Source organism: Vibrio splendidus, from assembly GCF_003345295.1.
Lineage (GTDB): Bacteria > Pseudomonadota > Gammaproteobacteria > Enterobacterales > Vibrionaceae > Vibrio > Vibrio splendidus_K.
Genome location: NZ_CP031056.1, coordinates 285,509 through 307,051 on the forward strand (window position 1 = coordinate 285,509; position 21,543 = coordinate 307,051).

21 protein-coding genes are annotated in these 21,543 nt (G+C 44.5%); 12 read left to right on the forward strand and 9 right to left on the reverse strand.

All coding sequences use genetic code 11. The features are described from left to right. Nucleotides 1-106 precede the first annotated feature (106 nt). The gene (locus DUN60_RS17185) at nucleotides 107-1,354 is read left to right on the forward strand and encodes an anaerobic sulfatase maturase (protein ID WP_065206588.1); all 1,248 of its coding nucleotides are present in this window, start codon (nucleotides 107-109) and stop codon (nucleotides 1,352-1,354) included. Between the two features lie 86 nt (nucleotides 1,355-1,440). Here DUN60_RS17185 and DUN60_RS17190 read toward each other — a convergent pair whose 3' ends face one another. Next, the gene (locus DUN60_RS17190; RefSeq protein WP_065206589.1) at nucleotides 1,441-2,031 is read right to left on the reverse strand and encodes a TetR/AcrR family transcriptional regulator; all 591 of its coding nucleotides are present in this window, start codon (nucleotides 2,029-2,031) and stop codon (nucleotides 1,441-1,443) included. 320 nt (nucleotides 2,032-2,351) lie between these two features. Here DUN60_RS17190 and DUN60_RS17195 point away from each other — a divergent pair, with 320 nt between their 5' ends. Continuing rightward, on the forward strand, nucleotides 2,352-3,008 hold the full coding sequence (locus DUN60_RS17195; RefSeq protein WP_017078472.1) for a QnrS family quinolone resistance pentapeptide repeat protein: 657 nt from the start codon (nucleotides 2,352-2,354) through the stop codon (nucleotides 3,006-3,008). Between the two features lie 131 nt (nucleotides 3,009-3,139). On the opposite strand, the gene DUN60_RS17200 is transcribed toward DUN60_RS17195, so the two are convergent. After that, a complete protein-coding gene (locus tag DUN60_RS17200) occupies nucleotides 3,140-3,355 on the reverse strand; it encodes a hypothetical protein (protein ID WP_065206590.1) in 216 nt (71 codons plus the stop codon). 448 nt (nucleotides 3,356-3,803) lie between these two features. Between DUN60_RS17200 and DUN60_RS17205 the strand changes: the two genes are divergently transcribed. After that, nucleotides 3,804-4,064, forward strand: coding sequence for a DUF5062 family protein (locus tag DUN60_RS17205; protein ID WP_004732406.1), 261 nt, complete (start codon nucleotides 3,804-3,806; stop codon nucleotides 4,062-4,064). A 130-nt stretch (nucleotides 4,065-4,194) separates the two neighbouring features. Here the strand turns inward: DUN60_RS17205 and melB are convergent, their stop codons facing one another. After that, complete coding sequence (gene melB / locus DUN60_RS17210; protein WP_114634477.1) at nucleotides 4,195-5,613, reverse strand: melibiose:sodium transporter MelB; 1,419 nt, start codon at nucleotides 5,611-5,613, stop codon at nucleotides 4,195-4,197. A 71-nt stretch (nucleotides 5,614-5,684) separates the two neighbouring features. Further along, entirely contained in the window at nucleotides 5,685-7,037 is a 1,353-nt protein-coding gene (melA, locus tag DUN60_RS17215; protein WP_114634478.1) for an alpha-glucosidase/alpha-galactosidase, read from the reverse strand. 327 nt (nucleotides 7,038-7,364) lie between these two features. Between melA and melR the strand changes: the two genes are divergently transcribed. Next, nucleotides 7,365-8,384, forward strand: a complete 1,020-nt coding sequence (gene melR / locus DUN60_RS17220) for a transcriptional regulator MelR (protein WP_114634479.1) — start codon at nucleotides 7,365-7,367, stop codon at nucleotides 8,382-8,384. 70 nt (nucleotides 8,385-8,454) lie between these two features. On the opposite strand, the gene DUN60_RS17225 is transcribed toward melR, so the two are convergent. Continuing rightward, nucleotides 8,455-10,698 carry a hypothetical protein gene (locus tag DUN60_RS17225; protein ID WP_114634480.1) on the reverse strand — a complete coding sequence of 748 codons (2,244 nt, stop codon included), beginning with the start codon at nucleotides 10,696-10,698 and terminating at the stop codon, nucleotides 8,455-8,457. 296 nt (nucleotides 10,699-10,994) lie between these two features. Between DUN60_RS17225 and DUN60_RS24590 the strand changes: the two genes are divergently transcribed. Together DUN60_RS24590 and DUN60_RS17230 are read left to right on the forward strand one after the other, a co-directional pair. Next, the gene (locus DUN60_RS24590; RefSeq protein ID WP_017075701.1) at nucleotides 10,995-11,150 is read left to right on the forward strand and encodes a DUF5993 family protein; all 156 of its coding nucleotides are present in this window, start codon (nucleotides 10,995-10,997) and stop codon (nucleotides 11,148-11,150) included. 9 nt (nucleotides 11,151-11,159) lie between these two features. Further along, nucleotides 11,160-11,711: a disulfide bond formation protein B gene (locus tag DUN60_RS17230; RefSeq protein WP_114634481.1), complete on the forward strand. Its 552-nt coding sequence runs from the start codon at nucleotides 11,160-11,162 to the stop codon at nucleotides 11,709-11,711. 107 nt (nucleotides 11,712-11,818) lie between these two features. Here DUN60_RS17230 and dpaL read toward each other — a convergent pair whose 3' ends face one another. The 3 genes from dpaL to DUN60_RS17245 form a co-directional block, all read right to left on the reverse strand. Next, nucleotides 11,819-12,997 (reverse strand): diaminopropionate ammonia-lyase, encoded by a 1,179-nt coding sequence (gene dpaL, locus DUN60_RS17235; RefSeq protein WP_114634482.1) that lies wholly within the window; start codon nucleotides 12,995-12,997, stop codon nucleotides 11,819-11,821. 126 nt (nucleotides 12,998-13,123) lie between these two features. Next, nucleotides 13,124-13,507, reverse strand: a complete 384-nt coding sequence (locus DUN60_RS17240) for a RidA family protein (RefSeq protein ID WP_004732389.1) — start codon at nucleotides 13,505-13,507, stop codon at nucleotides 13,124-13,126. 22 nt (nucleotides 13,508-13,529) lie between these two features. Further along, a complete protein-coding gene (locus tag DUN60_RS17245; RefSeq protein WP_114634483.1) occupies nucleotides 13,530-14,207 on the reverse strand; it encodes a helix-turn-helix transcriptional regulator in 678 nt (225 codons plus the stop codon). Between the two features lie 342 nt (nucleotides 14,208-14,549). Between DUN60_RS17245 and DUN60_RS17250 the strand changes: the two genes are divergently transcribed. The 6 genes from DUN60_RS17250 to DUN60_RS17275 all read left to right on the forward strand — a co-directional run bounded on the left by DUN60_RS17250 (nucleotide 14,550) and on the right by DUN60_RS17275 (nucleotide 20,783). Continuing rightward, nucleotides 14,550-15,713 carry a M24 family metallopeptidase gene (locus DUN60_RS17250; RefSeq protein WP_114634484.1) on the forward strand — a complete coding sequence of 388 codons (1,164 nt, stop codon included), beginning with the start codon at nucleotides 14,550-14,552 and terminating at the stop codon, nucleotides 15,711-15,713. Between the two features lie 95 nt (nucleotides 15,714-15,808). Further along, nucleotides 15,809-16,579 carry a maleate cis-trans isomerase family protein gene (locus DUN60_RS17255; protein WP_017082838.1) on the forward strand — a complete coding sequence of 257 codons (771 nt, stop codon included), beginning with the start codon at nucleotides 15,809-15,811 and terminating at the stop codon, nucleotides 16,577-16,579. 23 nt (nucleotides 16,580-16,602) lie between these two features. Further along, nucleotides 16,603-17,565: a DMT family transporter gene (locus DUN60_RS17260; RefSeq protein WP_114634485.1), complete on the forward strand. Its 963-nt coding sequence runs from the start codon at nucleotides 16,603-16,605 to the stop codon at nucleotides 17,563-17,565. Nucleotides 17,566-17,645: 80 nt separating this feature from the next. Further along, on the forward strand, nucleotides 17,646-18,641 hold the full coding sequence (locus tag DUN60_RS17265) for a DMT family transporter (protein WP_114634486.1): 996 nt from the start codon (nucleotides 17,646-17,648) through the stop codon (nucleotides 18,639-18,641). Nucleotides 18,642-18,644: 3 nt separating this feature from the next. Further along, nucleotides 18,645-19,607, forward strand: a complete 963-nt coding sequence (locus tag DUN60_RS17270) for a DMT family transporter (RefSeq protein WP_114634487.1) — start codon at nucleotides 18,645-18,647, stop codon at nucleotides 19,605-19,607. Nucleotides 19,608-19,631: 24 nt separating this feature from the next. Then, a complete protein-coding gene (locus DUN60_RS17275) occupies nucleotides 19,632-20,783 on the forward strand; it encodes a M20 aminoacylase family protein (protein WP_114634488.1) in 1,152 nt (383 codons plus the stop codon). A gap of 127 nt (nucleotides 20,784-20,910) precedes the next feature. On the opposite strand, the gene DUN60_RS17280 is transcribed toward DUN60_RS17275, so the two are convergent. Further along, nucleotides 20,911-21,540: a bifunctional 4-hydroxy-2-oxoglutarate aldolase/2-dehydro-3-deoxy-phosphogluconate aldolase gene (locus DUN60_RS17280; RefSeq protein ID WP_114634489.1), complete on the reverse strand. Its 630-nt coding sequence runs from the start codon at nucleotides 21,538-21,540 to the stop codon at nucleotides 20,911-20,913. Between the last annotated feature and the right edge of the window lie 3 nt (nucleotides 21,541-21,543).

Sequence of the window (21,543 nt, forward strand, 5' to 3'; positions counted from 1 at the left end):
CTCGGCCAACCTAATGCCATCAAGCTTGGTTGGCCGATGAACACCGTGTAAAGGAATTACGAATTGTTTTGGCTAATACAATAACTTTTACATCGAGGCACTCTTCATGACGACATTATCGCTATCAAATTTGAGTTCAGTTCCGCAGTTCAATGGCAAAGCACACAGCAAACTTCAGGCGTTAGCAAAACCGATAGGTGCGGTGTGTAATATCAGTTGCACCTACTGTTATTATTTAGAAAAACAACAGCTGCTTGAATACCCAAAAGGCTCTCAATATACGATGGATGAAGTTCTGTTAGAGCGTTATATCAAGCAGTACATAGAAGGGCAGAATACGCATGAAATCATCTTTTCTTGGCACGGTGGAGAGCCTACCTTGTTGGGGGTTGAGTACTTTCAAAAAGTCGTCGATCTGCAGACAAAATATTGTCCTAGCTACAGCAAGATTAGCAATGACCTTCAAACCAACGGTACGTTACTGAATGATGCGTGGTGTGAGTTCTTCAAAAAGAATGACTTTATCATTGGTGTGAGCATTGACGGCCCAGAGCACTTACACAATCACTACCGAACCAACCGTGCAGGCAAAGGTACTTTTTCTCAAACAATGCGTGGCATTCGCTACTTGAAGCAGCATGATGTCGAGTTCGCGACCCTAAGCTGCGTGAATGATGTGACAGGAAAATATCCATTAGAGGTCTATCGCTTTCTGCGTGATGAAGTGGGTTCGAAGCAATTGCAGTTTATTCCTGTGGTCGATAAGCGTGCTGCTCATACTAACAACAAATGGCTCACCAACCAGAAGGCGATCATTCCTGTTTCAGGCGATCTAGAGCCGTGGAGTGTTGAATCAGCACAATGGGGAGAGTTTCTCTCTACGATTTTTGATGAATGGTACCAACATGATTTTGGTCAGGTGCTCGTGCCTTATTTTGAAAACTTCTTTGGTGTGTGGATGGGGAAAGAAAGCACGATGTGCACATTGAGTGAGATTTGCGGGAAAGGGCTCGCGGTTGAACCGAATGGTGATGTCTATTCATGTGACCATTATGTTTTTCCTGAATTTCAGTTGGGTAACATTCAGGAGCAAGAACTTTCCACCTTAGCTTTCTCATCAGCGCAGCAGCGTTTTGGGTTCGCCAAACAGAAGTCTCTGCCGAAACAATGCCAAGCCTGTGAGTTTAAATTTGCATGCCATGGCGAGTGCCCTAAAAACCGCATCATCAAAAGTCGAGATGGTGAGGCTGGGTTAAATTATCTCTGTGAAGGATGGCTGAGCTTCTTCAAGCATATCGACCCTGTTATTAAGGGCTTACTTAAAGCTAATAATATTCCGTCTCGTCTGGGGTGACGGAGTAAGCGTGAATCGATTTAATCAATGTTTACAGTAAGATAGAAGGCTCGCATAAATTATGCGAGCCTTTTGGTATTTGGTATCTAGTCAGCCGATTCTTGGGCTGGGTTCATGGCGAGAAGAGTCTCTTCCATGGCATTGTTTAGAATCGAACGGTTACGCTGCATGGCGGCCATGAGCGTTGAGCCTAGCCATAGGCCATAAAGCATTCGAGACAGCGATTCGGGCTCTGCGATCGTGAAATCACCGGTCCCATTGCCTTCTTCAAATAGCTTCGCCATACGCAGGATGATCTTTTCTGCACCTATTGCCATTGTGGACTGTAACGGGTTAGCAGACCCAGAGACTTCTCCCGCCAGTTTTACGACAAGACATTGGATATTGAAGTCTTCAGTCAGTTTCGATGCACACCAAAACTCGAAATAGGCTTTTACGCGGTCACGACGAGAAAGCGACTCATCACTTAAAAAGTCATCTAGCTTAGCGAGATGCTCATCAAAGTAGTTAGTAAGAAGGATCTCACCAAAGTGTTCTTTGGATTTGAAGTAATGGTAAAAAGAACCCTTCGTGCCTTCCGCTTGGTTGATGATTTTCATCAGGCCAACACCAGCAAACCCGTGTTCATTAATAAGGCTAAACCCTGCATCGAGCATAGCTTGTCGCATGTCTTTCATTGTTCTTACTCTTTATGCTGAGAATGAGGAATAGTGTAACGATCAACATACCAACCGTCCAGTCTAGCGCGTTAGGACGCGGTCAATAATTGACTCGTTTCGTCAAAGTGACTTTTTCTCTTATTGGCACTTCTAAGCGACAAAACTTTTTTCAAGATAAGCACATCCTGTAAATCGAAAATAACAACCTTAAAGGGCTTGTTTGGTGCCTTAAAATGGCTAAATCAGGGTGTTTTAAGTTGCTGTTTTTGTTGGTTTTTAATTTGGTGTTTTCTTAAGATCGCAATGGTAGTCTTAGCTTAATTTCTTTAGGGGGCTAAATGGACACCAATAACAGCACTTATCATCACCACAGTTTTGCTCAGCAAGATTTATCAGAGCTTACATTTACAGCCTGCACGTTTATCCGTTGTGATTTCAGACGTTCGAACTTACGTGATGCAACGTTTATTAACTGTAAGTTTATTGAGCAAGGCGATATTGAGGGATGCCACTTTGATATTGCCGACTTACGAGATGCAAGTTTTCAGAATTGTCAGTTGGCGATGGCGAATTTTAGTAACGCGAATTGCTATGGTATTGAGCTACGTGAATGCGACTTGAAAGGGGCGAACTTTACTCGTGCGAATTTTGCCAATCAGGTGAGCAATCGCATGTATTTTTGCTCGGCATACATCACGGGTTGCAACCTGTCTTACGCTAATTTTGAACAGGCTTGTTTAGAGAAGTGCGAACTGTTTGAGAACCGTTGGATAGGCACTTACCTTGGCGGCGCGTCATTGAAAGAGTCTGATCTCAGCCGAGGTGTGTTCTCGGAAGATGTATGGGGGCAATTCAGTATGCAAGGTGCCAATTTATGTCATGCTGAATTAGAAGGGTTAGATCCTCGCAAGGTAGACACGTCGGGGATTAAAATTGTCGCTTGGCAGCAAGAGCAACTGCTTGAAACCATGGGTATTGTGGTCATGCCCGATTGATAGCTGTAATTTCCAACTGCAGGCTATAGAAGAAAAGCCCAAAGCTAATAACTTTGGGCATTTCCGTACTTGGTCGCATGCATTTTATAATGAAGTTTAGAAAAGAGAATGCTTTGCGAATATTGAGCTGATTAGTGCATACCTGAGCGCATTTTATCGGCAAGCGCAAAGAAGGCAAACAACACAAAACATACTAGAGCAACACCCAGTGAAACTAAGATTGTTGTTGCATCTTTTGACATCAATGGGATAACGATAGAGGCTAACGCTACTAACATAACAAGGATATGAACGATTCGTCCGACGATTGGATTCTTATGACAAAATGAAGCCCATAGGTAACGCATTTTTAACACCAGTATAAAATTAGTGGTTTTATTCTATTTGCTTAATGAGTGTTTTGTAAATAAGTTTTAGTTGCAGGTGACTGTAAATATGATCTGGGTCGTTCTAGTATAAAACTGATTAAATAACAGAGGTTTATTTTTATTTTAAAGGATGTTTTTCATCTAAATGACGACCATGGTATTCCGTATTCTTTAGAATAGTAAGTCAAATATTATTCGATTTTTACTTTCTTGACTGAATGTCTCATTTATTGAGCCTTCTGTTAAGAGGCTGGTTGCTTACTCCTATTCCTCTTATAAATGTCACGCAAGCTACAAGCAGGTTTCTAGCCTATTATCCCTTTTTGTTATTTATCAAAGCGACCCCTCAAACTGAGAACGAAGTAATCTTTCGAATTTTTCTGTTTGATATACTCAACGCTTATTCGATGAAGATGATGGAGATGATATGTCGAAAACCGCGAAGATCATTAATGAAGATAAGCTGGTAAAAAAAGCAGTTGAGGTCGGTTTTAAGATGGCAAAACTACAAGGTTTTGATTTGCCACATTCATCCCAACCGATAAAGGTTAAAGCGGTGTATTTGTTCCTTGTAGAGGTTAATCAGATCACACCGTTACCTGACGATAAGCTTGATGGTGCCAACATTAAAAAACGTTTGGCGCTATGGATTCACAAAGCATTGCCTGATAATGACCCATTGAAGTAAGGGCGCCTTCGCCTTTATCGTCTTCAATGAGAATTCATATGTGTTTCTAATTGAAAAAGCCTAGCGATCCCTCGCTAGGCTTTGTTGTTTTTAGGGCCTGTTTTTCAACGACAAATGTTTATGTTCTCGTTTACACAGCCTGTACTGGTTCTGTTGGTTTGTGATTTTCTGAGCCATCGTTGGTGATGTGGTCATACTTTTCAGTGAGGTGATCTTGAATTTTTTGGTGATACGCGCCGTTCAGCTTGTAGAAGCGGAAGTAGATGATTAATGCAATGGCAAAGAAGAAAGCAGGTAGGCCGACCATGATGCATTGCATGCCAAATACGGTTTCAGGGCTTTGCACTACATTAGGTACATAGTCGACGGCAGTGAGCGAGATACCGATGAAGAAAGCGGCAAATGCAGAGCCTGCTTTTACGACTAAGGTTTGCACAGAGTAAGCAATGCTTTCACAACGAGAGCCTAGTTTAAATTCACCATAGTCGACGGTGTCTGCCACCATAATGACGTTAAGAACCCAGAATAAAGCGGTACCGATTTGTAGGAACACACCCGCCGTTGAAATCAACAAAATGCTTTGTTTGTCGTACATGCCAACATAGATAAGAACAGCACTGCCTAAAATAGGGAAAGTGGAAGCACAAGCCCATAGAGTACGGCGTGAGAACATTTTTGCGAGTTTAGGAAACAACACCAGTGTGATGAGGTTTGCGATGCCTGCATAAGCCATGTAGTAAGGGAACAACTCTTCGTTGCCTACAACATAAGTGAAATAGTACACCGCGAAGGCTGTGATGATGTTGGTCGCCAAATTGTAAGACAGTGCCATGCATAGAACGCTGGTCAATTGGTCGTTTTTGTAGATAAGTGACAGTAGCTTTTTCAGTGATACTTTTTCTTCCGGCTGTGTGGCGTCGAGGTTCGCGGTTGAATAGCGTTCTTTGACATTACGCAGGGTGATAAACGTCGAGACTAAGAAACAGGCAATCAACAGTAACGTAAATATTTGAAACCCAAACCCCTTGTCGTCACCACCTACATAGTTGACGAAGGGCATTGCAATGGCAGCGGTTACTATCCACGCGAGGCTCGCAAAGAAGCGAGGATATGGGACTAACTCTTCGCGTTCGCGCTTATCTAAGGTGAGTGTTGGGACTAACGACCAAAAAGGAATATCCATTAGTGTGTAAGTCATGCCCCACAAAATATAAGTGACAGCGGCGTAGGCGATGAGCCAAGGGCCTTCGATGTAATGCGCACTAAACACCATGAGTAGCACGACAGAGTTGGCGAGCGTGCCAATTAAAATCCAAGGTTTGAATTTGCCCCAACGGGTGCGCGTATTGTTGACCAACCAGCCCATGATTGGGTCGTTGACCGCATCCCAAATACGGGCGACGAGGAAGATGGTTCCGACGGTAGCGGCAGAAATACCGACTACATCCGTGTAGTAAAACATTAGGTACATATAGACGATGGTGATTGCGAAGTCTTTACCAAACGCCCCAAAGCCATAACTTAGCTTGGTATTCATAGAGATACTCATTGCCACTCCTTACGCCTCCTCTGTGAGAAGGCGCTAATATTCACGTTATTGTATTTTTTATTAGTATGAAATTACTTGTTAACCCACTCTGGTAACCAACCCTCATGAGCCTCAATCAAGTCGTCGACCAGCGCGTAGATTTCTTCTATTCCAAGTACAGCGGCTGTATGTGGGTCGAGCATCGCAGCATGATAAATACGGTCACGGTTTTCAGTGAGAATAGCTTCTGTTAATAGAGTTTGGACGTTGATATTGGTTTGCATCAATGCGGCTAAGTGGTTTGGTAGACGTCCAGCTTTGATTGGTTGAACACCATTAGCATCAACTAAACAGGCGACTTCAACACAGCAACCTTGCGGTAAGTTGTCTATTAAAGCTTCGTTTTTAACGTTGCCATAGATGACGCTCGGAGTACCTGTCCAGATAGAATTCATGATGGTGCTGGCGTACTCATGAGACTCATCAACGGTGATCTTGTCAGCTGTTTTGAGTTCTTGAAGGTCGCGTTTCCAATCGGCTATTTGCTCGACACAGCGCTTCGGGTACTCATCAAGTGGCACTTTATAACGTTCAATTAAATCTGGGCGATTCGGCTTGATAAAGTAGGGGGTGTATTCCGAAAAATGTTCAGAAGACTCAGTCACAAAGTAGCCCAATTTTTTGAACATCTCGTAGCGAACCAAATTTGTGCAGCGACCATTGTGATAAATACCCGGTTTAGGCGCTTGCCCACTCTCAAAAGCTTCAAGTAGATCTGGATAAATATCGATGTATTGACCACTTTCTGTTTTCTTCTCAAGAGTGAGGTAGTAAGCCATGTGGTTGATGCCAGCGCAGGTATAGCGAAGGTCTGAATAATCTAAGTCCAGGTCGCGCGCTAATTCTTCTGCTGTGCCTTGTACTGAGTGGCATAAACCGACTTGTTTGATGTGCGGGTATTTCTCGTACATCGCCCACGTGTTCATCGCCATAGGGTTGACGTAGTTGAGCATAGTGGCGTTCGGACAAACCTCGGTCATATCTTCACACACGCTCCAAAGGTGCGGGACCGTGCGTAGCGAACGCATAATACCGCCTGGGCCTAGTGTGTCTGCGATGGTTTGTTCCAGGCCATGGCGTTTACACACCTCGAAATCCGTGACCGTACAAGGTTCATAACCGCCGATTTGAAAAGCGATGACAACGAAGTCTGCATCTTGTAGTGCCTCTTTTTGATTTAAGTGACACGAAATAGAGCCAGTAGCACCCGATGATTCCATGAGTTTACTGACGACTAGGTGTGACTCTTCTAATCGGGTCTCATCAATATCCATCAAGGCGACATGAGCGTTTTGTAGTGCAGAACGGTGGAAAACGTCACCAAGAATGTTCTTAACAAAAATGGTTGATCCTGCGCCGATGAATGTGATCTTAGGGCTTTGCATAGTGGAATCCTTTATCTCTCTGAGTTCTTTGTTGATACAGACAAAGTACACCTAGAACCCACGTCGATTCGTCTCAGATAATCAAATAGCTCTCCCGTTTTCTAATATTTTTAAATCATTGAATGGAAATCTTAGGAAATGGGATAACTTACTGGCTTTTGAGGAGAGGGGTTGTGCAATGAAGCGAGTTTTGCACTTAAGATGCTGACTCTAATCACATTGTGCTGATCTTATGAAATGGGGTATTTCGGCACTATGATCGCCTTCAGAGTTTTATTATCGAGGAATTGCTAAAAGTCATTTATACGATTTCCTAAGGAACGAGATATGCCGCAATCAACCCCTGATGCGCTGAGAATTATCACTTTAGATAAGTACTCATCCGAGACCGTGTCGGTAAGCCCGCTTTCTCTCTATTCGTCCTATGAGAAAATTGATATCGAACTTAGAGCTCCTCACTCCATGCCCGGCTATCATTGGCATGGTCAAATAGAGGTGAATATTCCTTTTGGGGACGATGTGGAATACATCATTAACGGCAGCCCAATCGTGGTTAAGAGTGGATCGATTGGCTTGTTTTGGGCATCGGTACCTCATCGACTCACCAATCCCGGCCAAAGCCATAATATGGGGATCATCAACATACCGATTCACCATTTTATGTCGTGGACTCTCAGTCGGGATTTAGTCAATCAGGTAACTCACGGCAGTGTGTTGCAATCGAATTCTTGTTCGTTAGTGAGTGAATTTGAAATTGCCCGTTGGGTACAAGAGATAAAGCATTCGTCAGAAAGTCGCCAGCAGTTGGCTATCGATGAAATTGGCTTGATGCTTAAGCGAATCTGCCTTGATGGTTGGCAACAACTGCTCGTAAATCGACAGGAAAAATCGACCTCAAAAGGGGTGTCGAAACACTCCCAATTCTATGTAAGCCAAATGTTGGAATACATCGCCATGCATCATAACCAACCATTAACCGTGAAAGATATCGCAGAACATATTGGATTACATGCCAACTATGCAATGAACGTATTTCAACGAACGATGCAGATGACCATCAAGCAGTACATTACTGCGATGCGCATCAATCATGCTCGTGCTTTGCTGAGTGATACTGACAGAACCATTCTCGATATTTCACTCACGGTGGGCTTCAATTCGAGTAGCCGATTCTATGAAACTTTCCAAACGTACATTGGCGTCACGCCGACGCAATATCGAAAAATAGCGAGGGAAGATCATCGGTGGAGCAGTCATGGAGCCAGTCCCGTCTACGACCTTGAGAAAGGCGCGTGTGATGGTAAAAGGCCGCTAACGGTCACCGATAATTTAAAGGAAAAGTGGTGAGTGTTTATTCCGTTGCGTAAAGATGGCTAATACCCTGAACTAGGGGCTAAGGGGCTAAGGGGCTAAGGGGCTAATAAAGCAGAAATAGCCCTTGATACCCCCCAAGCTTAACTTCTTTCACATACTCACCAACCTTGCCAGTCATATCGACGGGCCTCATTGGCTTGTGTAATGGAATACTGAGTTTCGGTGCCGAATAGAAGTCACGATTTTTACCATAGAAATGGGTTCGATAAAGTACGCGCCCATGCTCAAATTCTCTCGCGAGCACCATCTCTTGAGGGCCTCCCTCTACGATGTTTGTTTCCGAACGATAAAGAAAATAGGTATAGGTTGGTAACAGCTGAACCTTACCGTTTGGCAGATCAGCATGCACAACTTGATGCTTGGTTGAATCGCCGACAATGGTGTAGTCACTGGGTGTTGAGTGTGTGGTCGAAAGCATTAACGGAATGGGCTCTAATTTATTCGGAATCCGGTTGGCTGGAAAGCCTAGGTCGACTTTGAGCAGCTGTGTCGGTCGGTAAGCGATGTTTTTCGGCACACCACTCTTCCAAAAATTCTCTTCGGTAGTATTGCCACTGCCATACACATAACTGCTATTCCACTGGTTAAAATAACTATGTTGTGGCTGGTAGCTGAGGTAATAAATAGCGAGGGTTGAATACTGATCTTGTTGCCAGTTATCTTGGCTGTTACCTAGGTATTGAACGCGCCCATAGCGAGTAGTGGCTTGGAATATAACGCTTGAATCAGTGTTAGCTAACGCTGAGTTATCCCAAAACTTAGACAATCCGGCATAACCACTAAAGCCTGTAGAGGGGAATAAGTAGTGCTCCCTAAAGTACAGGTTTCCTGAGTCAATTAAGTGTGATTGCCCGTTTCGGCCATAAAGGTTGGCCGTTCCAATATTAAGGCCAATTGAAAGAGTATCGTCGTTAGCTGATAACTGTTTGAGAAAGGCGGCGAAGTGCGTCTTGTATTGCTTATCCGCTTCATTAGACCCTACGACAAGACCAAGCTCTTGAATGGTTCCTCCTGAATGAACCTCAAATTGATTGCTGCCAAGGAGTTTGTTGGTATCGTCGTTGTAGGCGCCATTGAGCCCTTGTTGCCCCCAATGTTTGGAATAGTAGTTTCGCATCAACATCAGTAGATCTGGGTTAGTAAGGTTGGTCAATGACCATGATGAGTTTTGGTTCCACATTCGGCCGAAAGGAATGACGCGAGACTCCCAGAGAAATCGAGCTGTAGCCAATTTGTTATTCCTATTTTCATATTCAGAAGGTGATAAATAGTTGTCTTGGTTGAGATCGGCTGACTGGTCAAAACCACGGATCTTGCGCCAATACTTGGTTTCGTTTGGTGGTTGTGAATCTGTCTTTGAAGTCTGCAGATCTTTGAGTTCGATTTTCGGGAAATGGTCCTTCAATTGAACTTGATTTAAGCGAGGGCGAATATCATTTTGGTTCCCTTGCCAGCGTACCCTAACAACGTATAAACGCCCGCCATCTCGAATAAACGTAGAACCAAAATACTGCCCCCCACCATAACTCTGGCCACTTCCATCGTGAGTATTTGTTCTTACCCAGTTAGATGGGACTCGCCAGTTTACGGCTTGGTTTCGGGTCATGTTGCTTGTGTTATCTTCCATTATATCGACGCTAGACCATGCCGTGACTTTACCCTCAACGTTCATCGATAATGGATACTCAATCTGAAACTCTCCGCCCTGTGCAAAGTGTGAAAATTCAAATGCTAAGTGATTGAATTTCTCAGAGTGATAAACGTAGAGAGCGCCACCTTTGTCAAAATGTTCAAACACATCAGCATCCCAAGGTGGTGGTTGATAAAGAGCAAAGCCCGCGTGCTTTTCATCAGCGGTATAGCCGATAATCATAGGTTTGCGATTTAAAGTGGTATTGGCACCGTGACTCGTATCAGGCTCTGCCAGAATCGTGTCTTCTGAAAAGTGTAGGAAAAAATCTTCGTAATCAATGCCATTTCGCTCTGCGGCATTTCTAATTTCGTTTTCTAATTCTCCTGAATTCAGATCCAATTTTTGGTTGTACATGTAACCAATCGCGCTGACGCTTTCGTTATCATTTTTATCGGCGTAAGCCCCAAACACCAAGTCACTATTGTTGACCTCCCAATCGATCACCTCTCTGGCTGATAAGGGGGAGCCATGTAAGTTGAACCCATTATCATGTTGGCTTGGTAGCACAATGGTATAGCTTGCCAAGCTGGTGTTTGAAGACATAAGGCATGTAAAGGGAAGGGCCAATAGTCGTCGAGTACGGTGTTTTTTCATCAAGCTTCCTAGCCACAATGGGAGCGATTTAATATCAGCCAAATTAAGCATGTCACGCTATGTCAGTGTAGCAAAGCACGGTATTGGGGTTGGGTTTACCTCTGGAGGTTAGCTCGAATAGACATCAGAACGTAGCTTCTAACTTGACAGTTTGGAGGTTACTAACAACTATTAAGTTGATGATTTTTAATCCGTAATCCATTGGTTCACCTAAGGTGAATGACTAAGGAAGTAGGTGCGGGTGTTTTGTGATGTTCAATATGACTCACTCGATAAGTAAGGAGGGGATGCCCCTTATGATGTCTTTACTGTTTTTGTTATTACTTGTGGCGATGGTGTGCGGGTTTTTCGGCAAGAAGACCGCCGCGTATGGCTTTTTCGCTGGCTCAGTGATCCTTGGTTTGTATTGGTTTAATCACCATGCGACTGACCCTCTGTCGATCTTATTGTAAGGAGCTAACATGAATCGAAATCAGTTAACTCTTCTGAATACGCTTGGCTTACTGGGTATGACAGCCGTTTTGTTGATCGGCTTTATTCTTCAGTTTGTCCTCAATGAACTTCCTTGCCCACTGTGTTTACTGCAACGGATTGGCTTTGTGATGGTGGCGTTTGGCTTCATGCTGAATGTGGTTTATGGGCCTCAATCGCGTCACTATGGGGTTGTGCTAATTGGCGCTTTGTATGGTGTCGCCACATCGTTAAGACAAGTTTCCCTACACGTGATTCCGGGCACTCCTGGTTACGGTAGCCCTATTTTGGGGATGCACTATTACACTTGGGCCTTTGTGTTGTTCGCTGCAACCATATTGGGTGTAGCCGTGATCTTGATACTAACCAATAAGGCCGAGTCTCACGAACCTTACAAAATGAGTAACTTTGGACGGATTGTGTGTTTACTAGCAATCGTGGTGGTGGCATTGAATGCTATTGCTACATTTGTCGAATGTGGTCCTTATCAGTGCCCTGATAATCCGGTGAGCTATTGGTTACTCAATCAAGGTGCGAGTTAGAGAAATGGTGCTTTGAGAGAGCGATTAAAGAACAACTGGTAAAAGAAAAGCCACAGCGTTCGCTGTGGCTTTGTCGTTAGTGTTGTGGAGTTTATGACCGTCAGCAATTAGTTAGAGTGGTGCAATCCATTCCAAACGATGTCGCGGTAACGTGTTTGGTTGGTGTCGCCTTCGGTGCTGAAGAGCATGATGGTTGCGTCTTCATTTAAGCCTAGAGTGTCACGCGTTGCTTGGTCTGCGCCCTCTCGGCAAAGTTGGTAAAGAAGACCTAGTGTAATCGCACCTGACTCACCGCTGATGATTTGGCTGTCACCTTGTAGTGGGTTACCTAGAACACGCATCCCGTTTGCTGAAATACTGTCATCAACCGAGATAAAGTAGTTACTGCAATCACGCAATACTGGCCATGTCACTGGGTTTGGTTCACCACATGCAAGGCCCGCCATGATTGAGTTCAACTCACCGGTTACGTTGACCATTTCGCCTTTCTCGCCTGAGCGGAAAATACAATCTGCGGCTGCTGGCTCTGCAATGATGGTTTCAAATGTATCTGCGCCTAGCTTGTCTGCAAGGTAGCCTAGTATGCCGCCTGCCATTGCACCTACGCCAGCTTGTAAGAATACGTGAGTTGGAGCGCTAAATTCTTGCTCTTGAACTTGCTCGACGGCTTCGTCTGCCATGGTCATGTAACCTTGAGAGATCCATGTTGGGATCTCTTCATAACCCTCCCATGCAGTGTCTTGAACAAGCATCCAGCCATTGTCTTGCGCAGTTTGGTTCGCCATACGTACCGTGTCGTCATAGTTAACTTCCGTCACGATGCATTCTGCACCTAAACCTTGAATGCGGTTAACGCTTGCTTGAGATGAACCTTTTGGCATGTAAACCACGGCTTTTTGGCCCATTTCACGAGCTGCCCACGCGACACCAGTGCCATGGTTGCCTGCGGTTGCTGTCGTAAAAACAAGTGGTTTTTCTAGTTTTGAAGCTACCGTTTTAAGATTGATCTCAGAGATATCAATGCCAAGGTGTTTTGCCAATTGGCGACCCAGAGCGTAAGAACCGCCGAGTACCTTGAATGCATTCAAACCGAAGCGTTTTGATTCGTCTTTAACGAGGATCGCCTTAACACCAAGGTGATTAGCAAGATTAGGAAGAGAGACAAGTGGCGTTGGTTGGTAACCTTCGATCTGACGGTGAAACTCACGCGCTTGTTGCGCTTGAGATGCAGTGAATAGCTCGCAAACTTGTCCAGTGTAGAATGAATTTTTTGATAGTTTTAACATAGGGCACACTTAGATACAGGCAGAGGAATTAAAGGCCATCAAGCGATGTTCAATGACCTTACTTTGTCGTTAATAACATTACATAGTTATTTTTTGCTATACGCAGTCACTAAAAGCAATACGTGATTACTTGATGTAAGCGATCGCTTCAACTTCGACTAGTGCGTCTTTTGGCAAACGAGCGGCTTCAACACAAGAGCGTGCTGGCGCGTTCTCTGTACCAAATACTTCCGTGTACACCTCGTTAAATGCAACGAAGTTTTCCATATCAGATAGGAAACATGTGGTTTTAATAACGGTATCCAGTGAACCACCACTTTGTTCCAAAACTGCTTTTAGATTTTCTAGTGACATACGAGCTTGCTCTTTGATGCCACCTTCAACAAACGCCATTGTTTTTGCATCAAGCGGTAATTGACCTGAAGTGAAGATTAGGTCTTTGAATGCCATACCTTGAGAGTAAGGGCCGATTGCTGCTGGTGCTAGATCTGTATGGATTTTTGTTTTCATTTCGTTTCTCTTTATATGATTTCTATGCTCTAAACTCGCGGATGTATTTGTAAATAGCGTGGCGAGTAATACCAAGACGCTCAGATACGAATGCTGTCGCCTCTTTTAATTCGAAAATACCGTTCTCAAGCAATTGCTTGGTAATGGCTTTGTTTCGACCTTTTAAGTTGACTGACTCATCGTTGTCGACTTCAAAAATAGCGTGCTCAAGCGCTTGCTCAATCACTTCTGTTGTTGAAGCTCCAAAGTTCTCATGCACACCCACAGGGGTATGAGACATGTCTGGCATTAAAGTTTTTATGATCTCAGGAAACGGGTGAGACAAGTTCATATTGATACAGAACAGCCCAATTGGTTTGCCATTTTCTCCAGCTAGCACACAGGTCGTAGACTTAAGTAACGATCCATCTTTGCTAGTGGTGAAGTAACTCTTTGGCGTGACCTCACCAGTGCTCTCAAACACACTCAGCATCTTCAGCCCCAGATCGGTGATAGGTGATCCTACTTCTCGACCCGTGTGGTGTCCGTTCACTATCTTCACTACCGACTTTTCAAAGCTCTCGAATGAATGAATCACAACCTCACAGTGCGGACCAATAAAGTCGGCAATGGTTTCGGCTAAGCGAAAGTTCAGTGCGAGATGCTCTCTATCATTGTCGGTGAATTCTACGTTAAACGATTTATATGCTGATGCGTTCATTTTAGACCACTGTTGTTAACTTTAATTGCCTTTCATTATCTTTGGTTACTCGATGCATTTCAAGTTGCCAATTAACTTTATGTAACTATAAGACTATACATCCGCTTCCCATACAAGGCTAAAGTTACAAATAAGTACCTAAAATTGATCGCAATCAACAATATTCCCAGTTTTAGATGCTTTCTGGTCACTATAGTTAACCCTAAGATCTTGGTCACATTATTTAACTTAAATGTCAGTAAGATGCTCATCGTAACGTAAACAAAATTGAACTATAGGGTTGGTTACTGGTTGTGAAGAGCAGCAGAAGTGCCTACCTAAATACAATAATTAGAGGTTCCAATGACTAACTACCTAAACCGCGGCTTTGAACAAGCTGAGTTTGAAAACAGAACATCACGCGCTCAAAAAGTCATGCATGAGATGAATCTGGATGCGATGATTTTCACAACCGAACCAAACGTTCGCTACTTCACTGGCTTCCACACTCAGTTTTGGCACAGCCCAACTCGCCCATGGTTTGTCATCGTTCCTGCAGAAGGAAAGCCGATTGCGATTGTTCCTGAAATAGGAGCAAGTGGTATGGCGGGAACATGGGTCGATAACATTATTACTTGGCCTTCTCCTCGTCCTGAAGATGATGGCATTAGCTTAGTAGCTAGCGCATTGAACTCTCTGCCTTGTCGTCATGGCCGAGTAGGCGCAACGCTAGGCATTGAATCTCACCTACGTATGCCTGTGAACAATTACTTGAAATTAACCACCATGGTTAAGAAAGACTTTGTTGATGTGTCTTTAGCAATGCATGAACTTCGTCAGATCAAGTCACAAGCTGAAATCGAGAAAACACGTGAAATCTGCCGCATTACCAATGTTGGGTTTAGCAAGATCCCTCAATACGCAAAAGCCGGCATGACCGAGCGTGAAATCTGTAAACAGTTCCGTATCGATATGTTGTTAGAAGGTGCGGACGAATGCCCTTATATCATCGCAGGCTCAGGGCCAGATGGTTATGACAGCATCATCATGGGCCCAACTGATCGCATCATTGAGCCAGGAGATGTGTTGATCATCGATACCGGTGCTGTACGTGATGGTTATTTCTCTGATTTCGACCGTAACTGGGCATTTGGTCATGCAAGTGAGCAAACCAAAGCGGCATACCGCGCTACTTACGAAGCGACCACGAAAGGCTTTGAGGCTGCGAAACCGGGCGCAACCACGACTGACATCTACAACGCGATGTGGGGAGTATTAGAAGCCAATGGTGCATTGGGCAACGACGTTGGTCGTCTTGGTCATGGTTTAGGTATGGAGCTGACAGAGCGCCCGTCTAACACGGCTACCGACAACACAGTACTTAAGCCGGGTATGGTGATGACATTAGAACCGGGCATGGTTTACGCACCGGGTAAGTCAATGGTTCACGAAGAGAATATCGTGATTACTGAAGACGGCGCTGAATGGTTAAGCAAACGCGCAGAGCCAGAACTGATCATTATTTAGCTCAAAACTTAGCACCTTACAAATTTAACACCCTACAAAAGCTGGCTCTGGACTCCAGAGTCAGCACATAAAAATTATAAAAATACGAGTTTCTCATGCAAACAATAGAACAGTTTCGTCAATTTGAAATCCCATTACAGCACGTTCAGGCCCCAAGAATTGGTCGAGTTCATATCGGTTTAGTACAACTAAGTACTGACCACTCTTTAGAGATGGACTGGGCAAAGTTACTGGGTACACAAGCGGGTGTGTTTAGCTCCCGCGTTTATTACAGCAGCGAGATGACACCAGAAGCGCTCGACCAAATTGCGGTTGGGATCAGTGAAGCATCAGATTTGATTGCTACGGGCTTACCGATGGATGTTATGGCGTTTGGTTGCACTTCAGCTTCTATCATTATTGGTGAAGAAAAAGTAGCAAACCTTCTTACACAAAATCGCGGTGATATTCCCGCAACCAATCCATGGACAGCCGCTCAAGCTGCATTTAAGCACTTGGGTGCAAAGAAAGTTGCCGTGTTTTCCCCTTATCCAACAGAAGTGAATTTCCCTCTTTATCAACAACTGACTGCCGCTGGCTTTGAAGTTCCTGTTTTAGGTTCACTTGGCATTGAGAAAGACACTGACATTACCACGGTTTCAAAGGAATCAATGATGGAAGCATTAAGCGAAATGCTGCCTGATTCTAGTGCCGATGTTGTATTTATGTCTTGCACTAACCTTCGTGTTCTTGACCACATTCAAGAGATTGAAGATCGATTTGGTATCCCTGTCGTGTGCAGCAACTCTGCGATGTTCTGGCATTGCATGCACCTAGTCGGTAAGACAGCTCAGTGTCCAGGTTACGGACAATTGCTAAATCAATAGCAACCAATGAAAGGAATTTAAAGATGAGTAATACAGTAAAAGGTTGGATCGCGGCCATTTTCATTGGCCTGCTATGGGGTATTCCCTGGATCGTTGGAACACCAATTCTAGAAGTAATGGATGCACAGGTCTTGGTATGGGTTCGCTATACCGTAGCCTTCATTACCTTATTTGTGATTATCCAAGTCAGCAATGCGATGGGTAAACCACAGAAAAAAGTCGACTTTAAGCTTAACTGGGAAAATCGACACGACATTTTCTGGGCAGCATGTTGCGGCATTATTGGTCAAGGCGCTTTCAGTTTTCTATCGTTCCTGTCTCTTGACTACATCACTGCTTCAGAAAACGGCGTAATCCAAGGGCTTATTCCAATCATTATCTTGTGTGTTGGTTTCCTTCGTCATGGTGAACGTTTTACTCCAATGCAAATTTTGGCGGCGGTTGGTGCGTTCGCTGGTGTCGCTATCTTGGTCATGGATCCATCTGTTGAAGGAAGTGGTTTCAACATTGGTCACTTGATCTGTCTTGGTAGCGCGGCGAGTTTCTCTACGATGGCTTACGCTCGTGCGAAACTTGCTGAGAAATATGGCTCAGTGGCGACGATGTACCACCAGTTCATTTTTGCGGCAATCGGTTTTGGTCTTTATCTACTGGTTGTGGGGGCGGACTTCTCTTCAGCACTCGGTATTTTCAGTTCTCCACTTCGTATGGCTTGTATTGCAATTCTGGGTGTGGGTATTTCAGGTATCAGCTACCTAATCTACATCTATGCCATGGAACGAGTCGGCGTAGACGGAACGGGTATGGCACTTAACTTGATGCCTCTGTCTTCTTTCGTCCTGGCTGTGTTTGCTCTCGGTGAAGCGGTAACGCCAATGCGACTATTAGCGATTGCGGTCGTTATTGGCTCAATGATGCTGTTCATGAAGTTTGGTAAGGCGAAGAAAAAAGCGCCTCAGATGAAAACGGCGACAAACGCTAACTAACCGTCAACCACGATACAAATTACAAGTAATAAGGCGGTGTGCCGCACCGCCATTATCGAAAAATTATGGAAGATAGAAAGATGAACACAACAAACAGAGACACATTTTTAGGATGGACTGCAGCCATTGCTGTTGCCTGTATCTGGGGCGTAACAGGGGTGGTCTCTAAGCCGCTTTCTATGGCTGTTGATCCGATGACATTGGTATTTTTCCGCTACGTTACCGCGGTAATTGGCCTATCAATCATTTTCTTTTTTACATCACGTAGCAAAAACTTAAGTGCAGACTTAGGTTCTTCATTAAAGATCGATACCAAAGATATTGGACGTATTGCGCTTTGTGGCATCGTGGGACAAGGGGTTTTCTCACTTTTTAATTTCCTTTCTCTTTCTCATATTGGTGCGACTGAAAACGGTGTTATCCAAGGTATGCAGCCGTTCGCGACGGTTTTCTTTGGCATGATGTTTATGAACTTCCGTATGAACAAGATTCAGTGGGGCGCTTTCATCGCATCTGCAGTTTGTATTTACGCAATGAGTGTCGGGCCAACAAACACCATTGAAGGCGGTACTCCGCTGCTGGGTTATGTTTACGTGACATGTTCGATGCTGGCTTTAGCGTGGACGGCACATTTACGAGCTAGCTTAGCGGACAAATACGGCTCAGTGGTTTCCATGCTGTACCAATACATTTCGGTTGCTGTGATGGGCATTATCGTTGTGTTGACCATGGGCTTGGACTTGTCTCAGATTTACATTATTTTCTCTAGCCCGCTGTTGATTGCACTGCTTATTTTCTTAGGTACAGGCATTTCTGGTGGTAGCTACTTGATTCAATTGTATTCTTTCAAGCGTATCGGTGTAGAAAAGGCAACGATGGCATTAAACCTCATGCCTTTGGTTGGCTACTTAGTGGCAGTTGTGACACTTGGTGAGCAGATGGCCATGGGGAAAACCATTGTCGTTTCATTGATTGTCGTAGCACTTTACGTATTCACTAAGTTTGAAACGAAGCAAGAAGAACAGACAGCAGAAAACTTAGCTTGCGATAAGAAAGCAACGCCAGAAGTGAGCTAAGTGATGAAATCAGTGACTAAAGGTTGGATTGCAGCAATTAGCGTTGGTTTGCTATGGGGCTCTGAGGCTGCTTTAGCTACCTTGCCACTGCAAACCATTGATGCGCGATTGTTAGTGTGGCTGCGCTACATGATGGCATTCTCGGTTTTATCTTTAGTCCTGATTTTTGGAGCAATACGTCAAACCAATACTCAAACTAAACCGAAACTGTCGTTCAGTTGGGCTAATCGAAGCGATTTATTTAAGTTATTAGTGTGTGGTGTAGTAGGCCAAGGTTTATTTAGCTTCTTGTCATTTCTATCACTCGATTATATTTCGCTATCGGAAAACGGAGTCATTCAAGGTCTTGTACCGATTGCAATCTTGGCTATTGGGCAAGTTTTCTATGGTGCACACTTTACGCGTATGCAAATTGCCTCAAGTGGGATTGCTTTGATTGGAGTGAGCATATTGGTTCTTGCTCCGCCGTTTACTTCGGAAGATAGCGGCGTGAACATTGGCCATCTGATTTGCTTATTGAGTGTGTTGAGCTTTGCGTCGGTGACTCATTTGCGCGCTCAGCTTGCAGAAAAATACGGTGCAACTCGCACCATGCATTATCAGTTTGGTTTCGCAGCTGTTGGTTTTTTCATTTATTTATTGGTGTCAGGTATAGATGTACCCAGCCTGCTACTGGTGATGCGCCCTTCTTGGTCACTTCTATGCATTATGGTGCTAGGAGGTTTTGTATCAGGTCTGGGCTATATCGCGTATATCTACGGCATAGAACGTGTGGGAGTTGAAGGCAGCAGCATGGCTTTAAACCTCATCCCTATGTCAGCATTTTTCATTGCTGTTTTGGTGTTCGGAGAGCCTATCACCCCCTTGAGGGCGATGGCGGTTGGCTTAATCATCGTTGCTATGATGCTATTTGCAACCTCCAACAAATCTCGCGAAATGACATCCAAAACAGTTTCAACAAATTAATTTTAAGTATTTATTGGAGTTTCCATGACTAACACTGCCACTGTCACAGAATGGCGTCGCCATCTACATCAGTACCCTGAATTTGGTACTGAAGAGTTCAAAACCTCTGAATTTGTTGCGAATAAACTCGAAGAGTTCGGCATTGAAGTTCACCGTGGTATTGGTGGAACCGGTGTTCTGGGAATTTTAAAAAATGGTACAAGCGGTCGCTCGATTGGGTTGCGTGCTGACATGGATGCCCTGCGTATTCATGAAGAGAATACGTTTTGTCATGTTTCTAAACATGATGGCGCGATGCATGCTTGTGGTCATGACGGGCATACAGCTATGTTGTTGGGTGCCGCGCAAGAGCTAGCAAACAGCAAGCAATTTGATGGCACAGTTTACTTCATTTTCCAACCCGATGAAGAGCGTGGTACAGGCGCCAAAGCGATGATCGAAGACGGCCTGTTTACTCGTTGGAATATGGATGCGATTTACGCAATGCATAACCTACCGGGTATTCCTGAAGGTAAGTTTGTGACTCGCCCCAATTCATTAATGGCGAGTGAAAGTAGCTTTGAAATTGTTATCAAGGCTACGGGTGGTCATGCCGCTATGCCACACATGGGAACCGACCCGATTGTAGTTGGAGCTCAAGTTGTGACCGCCTTACAAACCATTGTTTCACGTAATTTGAGTGCAATTGATGAGACGGCGGTTATCTCAGTGACTAACTTTGTTACCAACGGCACAGTTAACGTGATTCCTTCGCAAGTGACCATTTCAGGTGATACTCGTAGCTTCACGGATCAAGCGTTACACAAGATTGAGAAAGCGATCGAGCGTGTCGTTGCGGGTCAGTGCATGTCAGCAGGCGTTGATTATCAATATCATTTTAACAATAGCTTTCTATCAACAATCAACACGCCGGAAGAGACTGCTCACGCAATCAAAGCAGCACAAGCGGTTGTTGGTGAAGAGAATGTGAATGGAGCTTGTGAACGCTTCACCATCAGTGAGGATTTCTCGTTCATGTTACGCGAAGTAAAAGGGTGCTATGTGCTAGTTGGGAATGGTGTTGGTGAATGTGGAGGCACTGCGCTTCATAACCCACACTACGATTTCAACGACAATATTCTGGAACATGGCGTTGGGTTCTGGAAGGCGCTTGTAGAGCAACAATTGTCACAATAGATAGATGAAAAAAGAGCGAGAGGCAAGCTTCTCGCTCTTTTTGTATGTAACGCATTTCCAAATCTGCGAACAATTTAGACTAACTACTTAACTACTTAACTACTTAACTACTTAACTACTTAACTACTTAGCGATTCACCTGCTCAACAATCTCTCTTGTTAGACGGGCAAGCTCGTCCCACTCTTTGTTTTCTACGAGCTTCTTATCCACCATCCAGGTGCCACCGCATGCCAATACCTGAGGAACGGCTAGGTAGTTGCCAATGTTTGATGGCGTGATACCACCAGTAGGCATCAGTTGAATGTCGCCATAAGGTCCGACTAGCGATTTCACCATATTGATACCGCCAGACGCCTCAGCAGGGAAGAACTTCAAGGTTGTTAAGCCCATCTCTAATGCCGCTTCAACGGTGCTTGGGTTGTTCACACCCGGGATAATATCAATGCCGATTTCTTGGCATGCTTTAACCGTGTTTGGATTGAATCCCGGTGATACCACAAAGGTTGCGCCTGCTTCTTTCGCGGCCAGTGCTTGCTCACGGTTCAAGATGGTGCCCGCACCGATCAGCATTTGTGGCTGTGCTTGGCGAAGCAGTCGGATAGCTTCAACAGCGGCGTCTGAACGGAACGTAATTTCAGCGGCGGGAAGCCCATTCTCAGCTAATACTTTGCCTAGAGGGATAATATCCTCTGCGTTATCAATCGCGATAACAGGGATAACTTTAAGTGCTTTTAGCTGTTCGTTAATTGTAGGCATGGT